Annotated in this window: 12 protein-coding genes and 1 tRNA gene; 4 read left to right on the top strand and 9 right to left on the bottom strand. The window is 65.8% G+C overall.

Annotated features, from left to right (window positions below; all coding sequences use genetic code 11):
* Nucleotides 1-43: 43 nt before the first annotated feature.
* Nucleotides 44-946, top strand: a complete 903-nt coding sequence (locus AB4Y40_RS19825; RefSeq protein ID WP_368689219.1) for a DUF1932 domain-containing protein — start codon at nucleotides 44-46, stop codon at nucleotides 944-946.
* A 7-nt stretch (nucleotides 947-953) separates the two neighbouring features.
* On the opposite strand, the gene AB4Y40_RS19820 is transcribed toward AB4Y40_RS19825, so the two are convergent.
* The 8 genes from AB4Y40_RS19820 to AB4Y40_RS19785 form a co-directional block, all read right to left on the bottom strand.
* A complete protein-coding gene (locus AB4Y40_RS19820; protein WP_368689218.1) occupies nucleotides 954-2,297 on the bottom strand; it encodes an MFS transporter in 1,344 nt (447 codons plus the stop codon).
* Between the two features lie 336 nt (nucleotides 2,298-2,633).
* Nucleotides 2,634-3,503, bottom strand: coding sequence for an alpha/beta fold hydrolase (locus AB4Y40_RS19815; protein WP_133183800.1), 870 nt, complete (start codon nucleotides 3,501-3,503; stop codon nucleotides 2,634-2,636).
* A gap of 65 nt (nucleotides 3,504-3,568) precedes the next feature.
* Nucleotides 3,569-4,816 carry a 3-(3-hydroxy-phenyl)propionate transporter MhpT gene (mhpT, locus tag AB4Y40_RS19810; protein ID WP_368689217.1) on the bottom strand — a complete coding sequence of 416 codons (1,248 nt, stop codon included), beginning with the start codon at nucleotides 4,814-4,816 and terminating at the stop codon, nucleotides 3,569-3,571.
* A gap of 94 nt (nucleotides 4,817-4,910) precedes the next feature.
* A complete protein-coding gene (gene dmpG / locus AB4Y40_RS19805; protein WP_368689216.1) occupies nucleotides 4,911-5,936 on the bottom strand; it encodes a 4-hydroxy-2-oxovalerate aldolase in 1,026 nt (341 codons plus the stop codon).
* A 4-nt stretch (nucleotides 5,937-5,940) separates the two neighbouring features.
* Entirely contained in the window at nucleotides 5,941-6,888 is a 948-nt protein-coding gene (locus tag AB4Y40_RS19800; protein ID WP_368689215.1) for an acetaldehyde dehydrogenase (acetylating), read from the bottom strand.
* 13 nt (nucleotides 6,889-6,901) lie between these two features.
* Nucleotides 6,902-7,690 carry a 2-keto-4-pentenoate hydratase gene (gene mhpD, locus AB4Y40_RS19795; RefSeq protein ID WP_368689214.1) on the bottom strand — a complete coding sequence of 263 codons (789 nt, stop codon included), beginning with the start codon at nucleotides 7,688-7,690 and terminating at the stop codon, nucleotides 6,902-6,904.
* A gap of 26 nt (nucleotides 7,691-7,716) precedes the next feature.
* A complete protein-coding gene (locus tag AB4Y40_RS19790) occupies nucleotides 7,717-8,664 on the bottom strand; it encodes a 3-carboxyethylcatechol 2,3-dioxygenase (RefSeq protein ID WP_368689213.1) in 948 nt (315 codons plus the stop codon).
* Between the two features lie 2 nt (nucleotides 8,665-8,666).
* Nucleotides 8,667-10,517, bottom strand: coding sequence for a bifunctional 3-(3-hydroxy-phenyl)propionate/3-hydroxycinnamic acid hydroxylase (locus AB4Y40_RS19785; RefSeq protein WP_368689212.1), 1,851 nt, complete (start codon nucleotides 10,515-10,517; stop codon nucleotides 8,667-8,669).
* A gap of 192 nt (nucleotides 10,518-10,709) precedes the next feature.
* Between AB4Y40_RS19785 and AB4Y40_RS19780 the strand changes: the two genes are divergently transcribed.
* From AB4Y40_RS19780 to AB4Y40_RS19770, 3 genes are all read left to right on the top strand, one after another.
* Nucleotides 10,710-11,513, top strand: a complete 804-nt coding sequence (locus AB4Y40_RS19780) for a DNA-binding transcriptional regulator (RefSeq protein WP_368689211.1) — start codon at nucleotides 10,710-10,712, stop codon at nucleotides 11,511-11,513.
* A gap of 130 nt (nucleotides 11,514-11,643) precedes the next feature.
* Nucleotides 11,644-11,720: transfer RNA gene (locus AB4Y40_RS19775), tRNA-Val, on the top strand.
* 213 nt (nucleotides 11,721-11,933) lie between these two features.
* Nucleotides 11,934-12,896, top strand: coding sequence for a TauD/TfdA dioxygenase family protein (locus tag AB4Y40_RS19770; protein ID WP_368689210.1), 963 nt, complete (start codon nucleotides 11,934-11,936; stop codon nucleotides 12,894-12,896).
* A gap of 28 nt (nucleotides 12,897-12,924) precedes the next feature.
* On the opposite strand, the gene AB4Y40_RS19765 is transcribed toward AB4Y40_RS19770, so the two are convergent.
* A complete protein-coding gene (locus AB4Y40_RS19765; RefSeq protein WP_368689340.1) occupies nucleotides 12,925-14,196 on the bottom strand; it encodes a D-amino acid dehydrogenase in 1,272 nt (423 codons plus the stop codon).
* Between the last annotated feature and the right edge of the window lie 61 nt (nucleotides 14,197-14,257).

Here is a 14,257-nt window from a genome sequence, read left to right as displayed (position 1 = left end):
CTTCGCTTGTCTCTTCATCAACGTCATCGAGAGCGATTCAAACATGGAACAGCAAAACCAGCAGCCGGTCACACGTGTTGCGATCATCGGCTTCGGCGAAGTGGGCCCTATTTTTGCGCAAGCACTGGCGCATGCCGGTCTGCACGTTTCGACGTACGACATCAAGCTGCAGGAAAGCGCGACGCGCGAGACGATCCTCAAACGCGCGAGCGAAAGCGGCGCTCACGTAGCCGATGATCTCGCCTCTGCGCTCAAGGGCGCGCAACTCGTGTTTTCCGCCGTTACGGCGAGCCAGGCCGAAGCCGTGGCGAGCGCGTGCGCTCCGCACTTGCTGGCCGGCCAGACGTTCATCGATCTCAACTCCGTCTCGCCCGCCGTCAAGCAGCGCAACAGCCAGGCCGTGGAGCGCGTGGGCGCCGACTACGTGGAAGCCGCTGTCATGGCGCCCGTGCCGCCGCAAGGCATACGCGTGCCGATGCTGCTGGGCGGGCGCGCGGCCGGGCGCACCGCCGACGTGCTCAACGCGCTCGGCATGCGCGCGCAAGCCGTCGCCGCCGAAGTGGGACTCGCTTCCGCCATCAAGCTGTGCCGCAGCATCATGATCAAAGGCATGGAAGCGATGTGCGTGCAATCGATGCTCGCCGCGAAGCAGTTCGGCGTGGACGACCGCGTGCTCGCATCGCTTGCGGCCAGCTTCCCGGGCATGGGTTGGGACACGGGCTACGAGTCGTACCTGATCGGCCGCGTGGTCGAGCACGGACAGCGGCGCTCCGAGGAAATGCGCGAGGCGGCGGCCATGCTCGACGGCCTCGGCATGTCGTGCGAACTGGCCACCGCCATCGCGAATGTTCAAGAGGCGCTGGCCGAGCGTGCCGCACCGCTCGTCGACGCGCTCGACGAAAAGGGCAGGCTGCCGGCGTGGCGCGCGCTGCTCAAGCCTGCGTGAGGCGCGCTCAGCGGCCGGCCTTCACCGCCGGCACACCGGCCACCAACGCCGCACCGCTCGCCACCAGCAACGCCGCGAGCAGATAGAGCGCGTTGTCCATGCTGCCCGTATGTGTCTTGATGAGCCCGATTGCCCACGGGCTCACAATGCCGCTCGTAATGCCGATACTGCTGATGAGCGCGATGCCCGCAGCCGCAGCCTTGCCCGTGAGATACGCCGAAGGCACCGCCCAGAAGATCGGCAAAGCGGCGAAGATCAGCACCGCGGCGATCGAAAGAATGGCCATCATCGCGGCGAAACTCGCGAGATGCAGCGTGAGCAGCGCCAACGCAATGCCGCCGCCTACCGTGCACGCGGCGAAGTGCCAGCGCCGTTCGCCGCGCCGGTCCGAGCGGCGCGCGATCCACATGAGGCCCACGGCGCCCACCGCATTCGGAATGACCGTGTAGAGGCTGATCGCCAGCACGTCATGCACGCCGAAGTCGCGGATCATGAGCGGCATCCAGAAGTTCAGCGTGAGCGAGGCGCAGGTCAGCGAGAAGTAGATGAACGCGAACAGATACACGCGCGGGTTGCGCAGCGCCGCCCCGAACGAACGCGTGGAATGCGGGTGATCGCCTTCGCCGTCGCGTTGCGCGAGGAGGTGGGCCTTTTCCGCATCGGTCAGCCAGCGCGCCTTCTCGGGCCCGTCCACGAGCCAGAACGCGGCCATGAGGCCGAGCACCACGGCCGGCAGCCCTTCGATCAGGAACATCCAGCGCCAGCCGGCGAGTCCCGCCACGCCGGCCATGTCGCGCATGATCCAGCCCGAGATGAGGCCACCGAGCACGCCCGCCACCGCCACGCCCGCGAAGAAGATCGAGAACACGGCCGCGCGGCGCCGCGCCGGATACCAGTACGTGAGATAGAGCACGATACCAGGAAAGAAGCCCGCCTCGAACACGCCCAGCAAAAAGCGCAGCGCATAGAACTGCGTGGGGCTCGACACGAACATCATGCTGGTCGAGGCAATGCCCCACAGCAGCATGATGCGCGTGAAGGTGCGGCGCGCGCCGAAGCGCGCAAGCAGCATGTTGCTCGGCACTTCGCACAGCACGTAGCCCACGTAGAACACGGCGGCGCCGAGGCCGTACATCGCGTCGCTGAAGCCCAGGTCGTGCTTCATCTGCAACTGTGCGAAGCCGATGTTGATGCGGTCGAGGAACGAGACGACGTAGCAAACGAACAGGAACGGAATGACGCGCGCGGAAACTTTCCGGTAGAGCGCGTCGTCCTGCTGCGAGGGATGCGCGGACGTAGCGTACGCGCGCGCGGCTTCGGACCGGCGGTCCGGGGCAATCGATTGGGGCATCTGCCTGTCTCCAAACATGACTGCGGCTCACCCGGGCGGACCCGGGCAGACCGTTGATGCGCGGCGTCTTGCGCGCCTTGCGCGGCTCGCCTGGACGCGTGGTTCGCGAGTATCCAGGCAGTGACGCCGATCATAGGTGGGACAGGTTTAATTTGTCAATGGCGAATCGTTTCGTTTTACGCTAATACGGGTTTGCCTTTAGGCAAACTTGCTGACGCTGCATTGACTCACGGTTTCGTCACACAAAAGCCGGTTTGCAGACGCAATGCACTCGCCCCAACAAAAAGCGGCACACCGCGAGGTGCGCCGCTTCGTTACCGCCAGTGCTTTCGCGGTTTAGTGCTTCAGGAAGTCGATCACCATGCGGTTAAACGCTTCCGCGTGCTCCCATTGCGCCCAGTGACCGCAACGGTTGAACACGTGCAATTGCGCGTTCTGCATGCCCGCGAGCAAGCGCAGGCCGATATCCATCGGCACGAAGCGGTCGTCGCGGCCCCAGATCACGAGCGTGGGCGCGGCGATTTCGCCCAGGCGCGGGCCGTAGTCGCTGAACTGCTTCGGGAAGGCCGCGAGGCTCTTCACGAAGTTTTCCAGGTGGTCGCGGCGCGCGAGCATGTTGTCGAGGCGCGTTTGCATCAGCTCGTCGGTGAGCGCGCTCGCGTCGTACACGAACACGTTCATCATGCGCTTGAGGTTCTCGATCGTCGGATCGCGATAGAGACCTTGCAGCAGCTTGATGCCTTCGGTGGGCATCGGCATGAAGCTGCTCGGGCCGCCGGTGCCGCCGCCCATCAGCACGAGCTTGCCCACGCGCTGCGGGTTCGCCAGTGCGAACGCAACGGCGCTGTGCCCGCCCATCGAATTGCCGAGAATATGCACGCGCTCGATGTCGAGCACGTCGAGCAGGCCCTTGAGCACGCGGCCGTTCAGGTCCGAGCGCGAGCTCGTGCAGACGATCGGATCGCTCTTGCTCCAGCCCGGGCAGTCCATCAGGATCACGCGGTAGCCGGCCGCGACGAGCGGTTCGACGTTGCGGTTGAAGTTGGCCCAGCCGCTCGCGCCCGGACCCGAGCCGTGCAGCATCACGACGGTTTCGGCGCCAGCGCCTGCGTCGTTGTAGTGAATCTGGAACTCGACGTCGCCGTCCTTCACGCGCGCGAACTTGCTCGTCGAGGCTTCGGTGATTGCTTGTGCCGTATCCGTCATGATGACCATCCTTTAAAACGTAATAACCCATGCGGAAGAAGGCGCATACCTTCTCCCCTTCACATTCATGCGCCCTGTGCGCCCAGCGCGCCGCGCTGCCTGAATGCACCCACCACGCTGAGCGCGGCAAGCGCCGCGATCACGACGAGCGGAATGCTCGAGCCCACCAGCATCGACGGGCTCTGGCCAAGTGCGAACAGCTGGCCCGCCACGAGCGGCCCGAGAATCGAACCCAGACGCCCCACGGCCACGGCCGCGCCCACACCCGTGCCGCGCACTTCAGTGGGGTACGCATGGCCCGCGAGTGCGTACAGCACCGACTGGCCGCCCACGATAAAGAAGCCGCACAGCAGGCCGCCCACCGCCGTCGAACTCGCGCCGCCCGCGCTTGCGAGCACGGTGAGCGCCGCCACGATGCCGATGTACATGCCGATCACCGTGCCGCGGCGGCCGAAGCGATCCATGATCGTTGCGATTGCAACGGCGCCGATGCCGCCGCCGATGTTGAACAGCATCAGCACGAGATTCGACTGCACGCGCGTGAGGCCGCGTGCGAGCACCATCGAGGGCAGCCAGTTCATCAGGAAGTACAGCACGATCAAGGTGCCGAGGTAGCTGATCCACAGCGCAATCGTGGTGCGTGCGCGGCCTTCTTGCCAGAGCGCTTGTGTCACGCTCGGCGCGCCGGCCTGCGCGACCTTCGAAGCTCGCGCGGCGACGAATTGCTGCGACTCGCGCAGGAACAGGCCGAGCAGCGGCACCATCACGATCGGGCCGAGGCCGCCGACATAGAACACGTGGCGCCAGCTCGCGTCCCCCGTGCCGAGCATGCCGATGACGGCGGCAATCGCCGCGCCGAACGGCATGCCGCAGTACATCGCGCCCACAGCCGTGCTGCGCTGCTGCTCACCCGCCGCCTCCGAGCACAGCGCGATCAGGTTCGGCATCGCCGCGCCGAGACCGAGACCCGTGAGCAGACGCGCGACGAGCAGGCTTTCGAAATTCCACACCATGGTCGTGGCGAGCGAGAACAGCCCGAACAGCGCCACCGACCACATGAGCACGCGCTTGCGGCCAAAGCGGTCGGCAAGCCGCCCGCCCAGCGCCGCGCCCGGCAAGAGGCCGATCGCGCCGGCGCTGAACGCCCAGCCCATTTGCGCGACGGCGAGATGAAACTCCTTCGCCATGCGCGGTCCCGCTACGCCCGCCGATTGCAGGTCCAACCCTTCGAGCAGCGCAATCGCCAGACACAGGGCGATGGTTGCCTTGCCGCTCGTTCCACTTCCTCCAGCACTACTGTTTCGCGACGTCATAAAAAGTCTCCATGTGTAGATACGAGCCGCTCTTTCCGGCGGCTATAAGTGGCAACGCCGCGCACCACCCGAAGGCGATGCGCGGCGTGCTTGATCAGGACTGCAATGCTTGCTGGCGCTTCTTCAGATCGAGCGCCACGTCGACGATCATGTCTTCCTGACCGCCCACCATCCGGCGCTTGCCCAGTTCGACGAGAATGTCCACCGTCTTCAGGTCGTACTTCTTCGCGGCCACTTCCGAGTGGCGCAGGAAGCTCGAATACACCCCCGCATAGCCGAGCGCGAGCGTTTCGCGGTCCACGCGTACCGGGCGGTCCTGCAGCGGGCGCACGATGTCGTCAGCGGCGTCCATCAGCGTGTAGAGGTCGGTGCCGTGGTTCCAGCCCATGCGTTCCGCCGCGCCGATGAACACTTCGAGCGGCGCGTTGCCGGCACCCGCACCCATGCCCGCAAGCGAGGCATCGACGCGGTCGCAGCCTTCTTCCACCGCCACGATCGAGTTCGCCACGCCCAGCGAGAGGTTGTGGTGCGCGTGCATGCCCGTCTGCGTTTCGGGCTTGAGCACGGCTTTCACTGCGCGGAAGCGGTCGCGCACGTCGTTCATCGTGAGCGCGCCGCCCGAATCGACCACATAAATACAGGTCGCGCCGTAGCTTTCCATCTTCTTCGCTTCAATGGCGAGGTTCTCCGGCGTGGTCATGTGGCTCATCATCAGGAAGCCCACGGTGTCCATGCCGAGTTCGCGCGCGTATTCGATGTGCTGCTTCGAAATGTCGGCTTCCGTGCAGTGCGTGGCGATACGCACCACGCGCGCGCCGGCGTGGTACGCGGCCTTCAGGTCGTGAATCGTGCCGATGCCGGGCAGCAGCAGCGTGGCGATCTGCGCGTGCGTCACCACATCGGCCACCGCCTCGATCCACTCCAGGTCGCTGTGCGCGCCGAAGCCGTAGTTGAAGCTCGAACCCTGCAGGCCGTCGCCGTGCGCGACCTCGATGCTGTCGACTTTCGCGCGGTCCAGCGCGCGGGCGATGTCCTGCACGTTCTGGATCGAGTACTGATGGCGAATGGCGTGGCTGCCGTCGCGCAGCGTCACGTCGGAGATATAGAGTTTCTTGCTCATGGTGTTATCCCTCCACGCTCAGAAGCGTCTGCGCCATGCGTTCGGCGGTGGCGAGCGCGGCGGAAGTCATGATGTCGAGATTGCCTGCGTAAGCGGGCAGATAATGCGCGGCGCCTTCCACTTCGAGGAACACCGAGGTCTTCAGGCCGCTGAACCTGCCGAGGCCCGGAATATTCAACGGCGCGTTCGCGGGAATCTCGTCGAACTGCACCTTCTGCTTCAGGCGATAGCCCGGCACGTAGGCGTGCACCTTCGCGACCATCTCCTCGATGGACTGCTCGACCTTCTCCCGGTCGGCGATTTCGGAGAGCGTATAGACCGTGTCGCGCATCATGACCGGCGGCTCGGCCGGATTCAGCACGATGATGGCCTTGCCCTTTGCGGCGCCGCCCACCACCTCGATCGCCTTCGAGGTCGTCTCGGTGAACTCGTCGATGTTGGCGCGCGTGCCAGGACCCGCCGACTTGCTGCTGATCGACGCGACGATTTCCGCGTAGTGGACCTTCGCGACGCGCGACACGGCCGCAACCATCGGGATCGTGGCCTGGCCGCCGCACGTCACCATGTTGACGTTCGTCGCTTCGATGTGTGCGTCGAGGTTCACGACCGGCACGCAGTACGGGCCGATGGCGGCAGGCGTGAGGTCGATCACGCGGATCGACGGCTTGAGCGTGCGCAGCAGCGCGTCGTTCTTCACATGGGCACCAGCGGAAGTCGCGTCGAACACGAAGTCGATATCGTTGAACACCGGCAGGCGCGTAAGGCCCTCGACGCCTTCATGCGTGGTCGCCACGCCAAGCCGGGCGGCGCGCGCGAGCCCGTCGGAGTTCGGGTCGATGCCGACCATCGCCGCCATCTCCAGATGCTTGCTGTTGCGCATGATCTTGATCATCAGATCCGTGCCGATGTTGCCGGAGCCGATGATCGCGGCCTTGAGTTTTTCGGAAGCCATATGAATTCCTGTATCAGGCGGAGAAAGTCGCGCGAACGCTGCCGAGGCCTTCGATCTGCGCGGTGTACGTGCCGGGTTCCTTCACGGCGACCATGGGCCCGAGCGCGCCCGTGAGCACCACGTCGCCCGCACGCAGCGGCGTGCCGAGCTGGACCATGCGGTCGGCGAGCCACACGGCGGCGTTCAGCGGGTTGCCGAGGCAGGCGGCGCCGCTGCCGCGCGAGAGCACTTCGCCGTCACGGGAAAGCTCCATCGCGCACCCCGTCAAGTCGATTTGCGAAAGCGGCACCGGGCGGCTGCCCACCACGAAGCGCGCGCTCGACGCGTTGTCGGCCACCGTATCGACGAAGCGGATGTCCCAGTTCTGGATGCGGCTGTCCACCACCTCGATGGCCGCGAGTGCATACGCGCTCGCACGCAGGATATCGACGAAGGTGTGCTTCTCGAACGTGAGGTCGTGCTCCAGCACGAGCGCGATTTCCGCTTCCACCTTCGGCTGGATCAGCTGCGAGAGCGGAATCGCTTGCGCATCGCCGTAAGCCATCGACGCGAACAGCGCGCCGAAGTCAGGCTGATCGACGCCGAGCTGCTTTTGCACCGCGAGCGACGTGAGACCGATCTTGCGGCCCACGATGCGCTCGCCGGTCGCCACGCGCAGATCGACGTTGGCTTGCTGCACGGCGTAGGCGGTGGCGATATCGTCCAGCGCGATCTCGCCGCGCACCGGCTCGATCACGTTGCGCGAGGCTTCGGCTTCGTAGAGGCGCGCGGCCAGCGCCGCGACGAGTTTCGAATCTGACATGTTGATTCTCCGGAGTCCGTACTGTTCTATCGAGCCGCGTCGGGCGTGGCGTGCATGGCGGCGAAGCCCGCAATCCACTCTGGAATTTCGCGGTAGTAATCGAGCGAAGCGCGATACGGGCCGTAAGCGGCCAGCACGCCGAATGCTGCGACCCACGTGCGGATCTCGTGCGCCGACTTGCCGCCGTCGCGCGTGATGGCCGCGTTCGTCATGCCGTCCACGGAAGTCAATTCGCCCGATGCAAGGCGCGCGAGGAACGCGCGGTCCCATTCGGGGTTGAGCGGATGCAGATGGCTGTCGCCCGCCGTGAACGACTTCGCCGCGGCCACGGTGCGCGCCTGGCGCGCGGCGCGCGAATCGGCCGAGGGGTTGCGGCCCGCGATCAGGCGTTCGGCCACTTCGGGCGTCGCGCCGAACAGTTCCGGCACCGGCGGTTCATGCGAAATACCGCCCGAGCCCACCACGAGCACGCGCTTGTCGCTGCGCGAGAAGAAGCGGCCAATTGCATCGCCGAGCAGACGCGCGCGGCGCAGCGCCGCCATCGGCGGCGCCACCGAGTTGATGAACACCGGAATCACCGGGTAACGGTCGAGACCGCCCGTGAGCACTTCCAGCGCCTGCGCGCAGCCGTGATCGACCTGCATGCGGTACGAAAGCGCCACGTCGATATCGGCGTCGAGCACGTTTTCGGCGAGCTTGTGCGCAAGCGCTTCGGGCACCGGCAGCGTACCAGCCATGCTCTTGAAGTCGCCGATCGCTTGCGCACGCGCGCCGATGCAGAACGGCGGCATCACGTCGTAGAAGAAGCCGTTGAAGTGATCGGGGGCGAACGCGACGATCACGTCCGGGTTGAAGGCTTCCACGCGTTCGCGCGCGGCGCGGCCAACCCGTTCGACTTCCGCCACCACCTCAGGCAGCGGATCGAAATAGCCATGCAACGGCGTATGCGACAGACATTCGAGGTGAATCGGCATGCTCATGCTCCTGCGGTGCGCGCAACGGCCACGCCGCGCACGGGACGGTGTTGCGGGGCAGCAGCGCTCGCCCCATGCAAGGCGGCTTCAGTCATGCCGAGCTTGCCCGCGAGTTCGACAATCGCGTCCGAAACCTGTTGCGGCGTGCACACGCCCGCGACAAAGCGGTCCGGGCGCAGCAGCACGACCGATTCGGGCAGACGGCTGAACCACTCTTTCAGGCGGCCCTGCACGTCGCCGAGTGCGAGCACGCCCTCGGGCACGTCGTCGGCGTATTCGAGCTGCACGTCGGGCTTCGCGAAGATGAAGCGGGCGCCCAGGCGCTCCCACAATGCGCGGGCTTGCGGCGTGAGGCCGAAGGTCGGGTCCGCGCCCCACGCCAGCACCGCGAAGCCGTTGCCGATCGCGTCGTCGAGGCGCACCACGCGGCCATCGGCAAGACGCACGCGCGGCTGGATGAACATGCGGCCCACGGGCGACGCCGCGAGCGGATCGCGGCCATACGCGAGGCGGCCGATCAGCGAGTCGCGCTTCTGGCTCATCAGGCCGAGCAAGCGGCCCGGCGCCGAGTTGCCCGAGCGCTCCAGCAGGCTCGCGAGCCAGCCGCCTGTTTTTTGCGGCGGCGGCAGCAGCACGACACCCGCTTCGTAGCGCGGCATCGGCTTGAAGCGCATTTCCACGAAATAGCGCTTCACCGAGGGGAACACGTTCATGTAGCGCACGAACGTGTCGCGAAAGCGCGCGCCGAAGCGCGTGGTGGGCGCGAAGATATCGCCTGCCACTTCGGAGAGGTGGATCATCGAGCGCGCGTGCGCGCGGCGCTCCACCGTATAGCTGTCGAGCAGGCGGCCATCGGCCTGACCCTTCGCTACCATCGCGAGTTTCCATCCCAGGTTGTTCGCGTCGCGAATGCCGCTGTTGTAGCCCTGGCCCTGCCACACGGGCATGATGTGCGCGGCGTCGCCCGCGAGCAGCACGCGGTCCACGCGGAACGTTTCGGCGAGGCGCGCGTTGTGCGTGTACACCCGCTTGCGGATGTAGTCGACCTTGTCGGGGTCCGCCACCACCTTGCGGATCAGCGCGGCCATGTTCTCGGGCTTCGAGAGCTCTTCTTCCGTCTCGCCCGGCATCACCATGAATTCGAAGCGGCGAATGCCGTGCGGCAGCGCAGCCGACACATACGGGCGCTGATGATCGCAATGCATGTAGATATGTGGCGAGCCGATGGGGTCGTTGCGCACGTCCACGACGATCCATTGATTCGGCTTCGTGCGGCCTTCGAAGGGCACGTTGAGCGCGCGGCGCACGAAGCTGTTGCCGCCGTCCGCACCCACCAGGTACGCCGCGCGGATCGTGCGGCGCTCGCCGTTCGCGTCGCTCACGTCGATCGTCACGCCCTGAGCATCCTGCTCGAAAGCGTTGACCGCGTGGCCGAACAACACGTCCACGTGCTCGAAGCGCGCGAGCCCTTCATACAGCACGCGGTCGGCGAGCGGCTGAATGAAGGCGTTGCGGCGCGGCCAGCCGAATTCGTCGGTGCGCGGCTCGATCGAGGCGCAGCAGTGGCCGTCTTTCGTGACGAAGCGCATCCAGTGGTCGGGCGTGGTGTGCGGCAGCAGCGCATCGGCAAGACCAATGGACTGGAACACACGCAATGCTTCGTCATCCAGACCAATGGCGCGCGGGTAGTCGATGATCTGGTCGAGCTTCTCGACGAGCGTGACACGCGCGCCTTGCAGGCCGAGAATATTGGCGATCATGAGGCCGACCGGACCGGCGCCGATGATGGCGACGTCGGTGGCGATCTGGCGAGGGCGGATGGTATCCGCCACCTGGGCGAGGGGGGTGTTCATGTGTCTCCTTCTCGCGCGGCTTATGGAGCCGCTGCGGATGCTGACAGGTGGTGCCTGAAAACGGATCACCCGGTTGGACGTTTTGTCACAGTGCGGTGAATGGAAGCGAGTCTAGGTTCCGCCCGATGCGCGCTCAACATTTTTAGAGAAATGTGCATAGAATGCACACAGTTGATTTTTAAGGCATTTTCGATGACGAAGTATGCAAACGTGCGGGGGCTGGCGCGCGGCCTGCAGGTGCTCCAGGCGCTCAACGCCATGGAGAACGGGCGCGCCACGAGCCAGCAGCTGAGCGAGGCAACGGGTCTGCATCGCACGACGGTGAGGCGCTTGCTGGAAACCCTGGTCGAGGAGAAGTTCGTGCGCCGCAGCGCTTCCGACGACAGCTTTCGTCTGACGATGAACGTGCGCGGTCTGAGCGAAGGCTTCACCGACGACGAGCTGATCGCGACCATCGCGCCGCCGATCATGGCGCAAATGCTCCAGCGCACCGTGTGGCCTTCGGACCTCACGACGCCCGACGGCGACTCCATGGTGATACGCGAGACCACGCACCGCTTCAGCCCGCTTTCGTTTCACCGCGCGATGGTGGGCCGCCGCCTGCCGATCCTGCTCACGGCGGCTGGCCGCGTGTACTTTGCGATGTGTCCCGAGGCCGAGCGCGAGGACATTCTCGAACTATTGCGCGCGGGTGCGGGCGGCGAGCAGCAGCAAAAGCTGGCTAGCGACAAGGCCTATATCCGCAATCTCGTGCGCCAGACGCGCGCGGACGGCTTCGGCTCGAACCACGGCGACTGGTCGGATCAGCGCAAGATCGGTGCGCTCGCAACGGCCATCGAGGCGCATGGGCGCGTGCTCGCGAGCCTGAACGTGGTCTACCTGGAACAGGCCATCAATCCTGCGGAGGCCGTGCGCCGCTTCGTGCCCGAGTTGCAGCGCGCGGCGCAGGAAATGGTGACTGCGTTGGAGGCGCAGGAGGAAGGCGCGAAGCGTTAAGCCTGGTTCGTGCGCACGAGTTCGACCTGCGCCACTTCGCGCTCGATCCCGCACGCCCGACGGCGTTTCGCCCGATTCGAGAAAAGCGCTTGCAAGCGCGCGCGAGTGTCTCTATAATTCGCGCCTCGACAGGCTCGTAGCTCAGTTGGTTAGAGCACCACCTTGACATGGTGGGGGTCGTTGGTTCGAATCCAATCGAGCCTACCAACGAACATGCAGTAAAGAAGCTGTACCTTGCAGCATCTTGTGAATGACGCATTCCCTCGCGGGTCTGCGTCATTTTCTTTTGGTGCGCGCTAATCACACACGCAGCTATCCATAGCGCACTAACGCGCGCATAGCTTCGCAGAAATCGTCAGTTCTTCTCGCGGCGCAAGCCTGCTTGAATGGGCGTTCCACGTCCAGCCGAGGAGACTTTCGATGTCCGACGTTCACCCGCAGCGCCCCGCCGTTTCCGTTCCGTCTGCGCATCTGCATTCCTCCACGCAGCAACGCGCCGATACCACGCTCGACCTCCATCAGGTCGCGGGCCGCCTTGGCGCGCGCATCGACGGTGTGCGCCTTAACGCCGATCTCGACAGCGCCACCTTCGACGCGATCAACGCCGCCCTGCTGCGTTACAAAGTGCTGTTCTTCCGCGGCCAGCAGCATCTCGACGATGCCGCGCAGGAAGCCTTCGCGCGGCGCTTCGGCGAGACGGTCGCGCACCCCACGGTGCCTTCGGTGGAAGGCGGCAGCCTGCTGGAACTCGATTCGCTGCACGGCGCTCGCGCCAACTCGTGGCACACCGACGTCACCTTCGTCGACGCCTACCCGAAAGTTTCGATCCTGCGCGCCGTGGTGATTCCGCCATTTGGCGGCGACACGGTGTGGGCCAATACGGCCGCCGCGTACGCGCAACTGCCCGAGCCGCTGCGCGCGCTCGCCGATACGCTCTGGGCGCTCCACACCAACGCCTACGACTACGCGTCCACGCACACGAACGCGGACAGCGCGCAGCTCAAGCGTTACCGCGAAGTGTTCACGTCGAAGCTCTACGAAACCGAACATCCCGTGGTGCGCGTGCATCCGGAAACGGGCGAACGCACGCTCGTGCTCGGCCACTTCGTGCAGCGGCTCAAGGGTCTTTCATCGTCCGATTCGGCGCATCTGCTGCAGGTGTTCCATGAGCACGTCACGCGGCTCGAAAACACGGTGCGCTGGAACTGGCAGGAAGGCGACGTCGCGATCTGGGACAACCGCGCCACGCAGCACTACGCGATCAACGACTACGGCGACGCGCGCCGCATTGTCCGGCGCGCGACTGTGCGCGGCGAAGTGCCGGTGAGCATCGACGGACGCACGAGCGTGGTCGTGCGCGAGGAGAGCGCAACGCTGCAGTAACGTCGCGGCGATAAATCAGTGAGCCCGGTCAGCGGGCCGGCGCGAAGGCGTCACCGTCGATCGGCAACTCGCGCTCCGCCAACAGATCGGCGAGCAGCTGCGCGCTGCCGAGCGCGAGCGTGAAGCCAAGCGCGCCGTGTCCCGTGTTGAGCCACAGATTGCGAAAGTGCGTGGCGCCAATCACAGGCTTGCTGTCCGGCGTGGCGGGCCGCATGCCGGTCCACGTCTGCATGGCGTCGTAGTCGCCGGCGTTGGGGAAAGTTTCGCGCGCCTGGCGCGTGAGCAGCGCGATGCGGGCGTCGTCGGCGTGCGGGTTCATGCCCGTGAGATCGACCATGCCCGCAATGCGCAGGCGCTCGCCGAGCGGCGCGTAGACGACCTTGTGATGCGCATCCGTAACCGAGACGCGCGGCGCGCCCTGCGCATTCGCGTTGGGGAGCGTGAGGCTGTAGCCTTTGAGCGGATACACGGGCACGTGTACGCCGAGCGAGGCGAGCATCGGCTGGCTCTGGAAACCGAGGCACACCACGAACGCGTCGGCTTCGATGTCGCCCTGCGAGGTCTGCGCGGCGAGCACCCGCAGCCCTTTCGTTCGCAGTCCGGAAAATTCGGTGGCCAGTTGCAGGGTCACGCCGTCGCGCTGCGCCGCGCGGGCGAGGCCGCGCGTGAACTGATCGCAGTCGGCGGCCTCTTCGCCTGGCGTGTGAATGCCGCCCACGATCCCTGCGCCGATATGCGCAAGCGCGGGTTCGAGCGCGACACACGCCGCGCCGTCGAGCGCGTGCTGTACGCAGCCCAGCGTCGACTGGTATTGCGCCTGGCGGCGCGCTCCCGCGAAACCCTCCTCGTCGCGATACACCACTAGCTTGCCGTTGCGCACGTAGTCGAATGACAGCGCTTCGCGCTCGACCACTTCGTGCATGAGACGCTGGCTCAAAAAACCGAGGCCGAGCAGTTCGGCCGTGGTCGCGCGGCTGCGCGCGCGCGTGCAGGCACGCAGGAACGCGGCGCACCAGCGCCATTGGTGCGGATCGAGCCGCGGCACGAAACGCAGCGCGGCGTCGCGCGAGAAGAGCCATTGCGGCAGCTTGGGCAGCACGGAGGGGTCCGCAAGCGGCGCGACGTAGCTGTAGCTGAGCTGGCCGCCATTGGCGTGGCTCGTTTCGCGCGCCACGTCGGCATGGCGCTCGACGAGCGTGACTTCGTGTCCATCGCGAGCGAGCGCGTACGCCGCGCTCACGCCAATCACCCCACCGCCCAAAACACAAACTCGCATGATCCGTAGTTCTCTTTCGCTGATGGCCAAACCCTGACGGCCTATGCTGCCAGTCTCGCCGGGAACGATGGGGAACTCAATTGCG

This window comes from Paraburkholderia sp. EG287B (assembly GCF_040965595.1).
Classification (GTDB): Bacteria; Pseudomonadota; Gammaproteobacteria; order Burkholderiales; family Burkholderiaceae; genus Paraburkholderia.
This window is presented reverse-complemented; position numbering and strand designations above follow the sequence as displayed.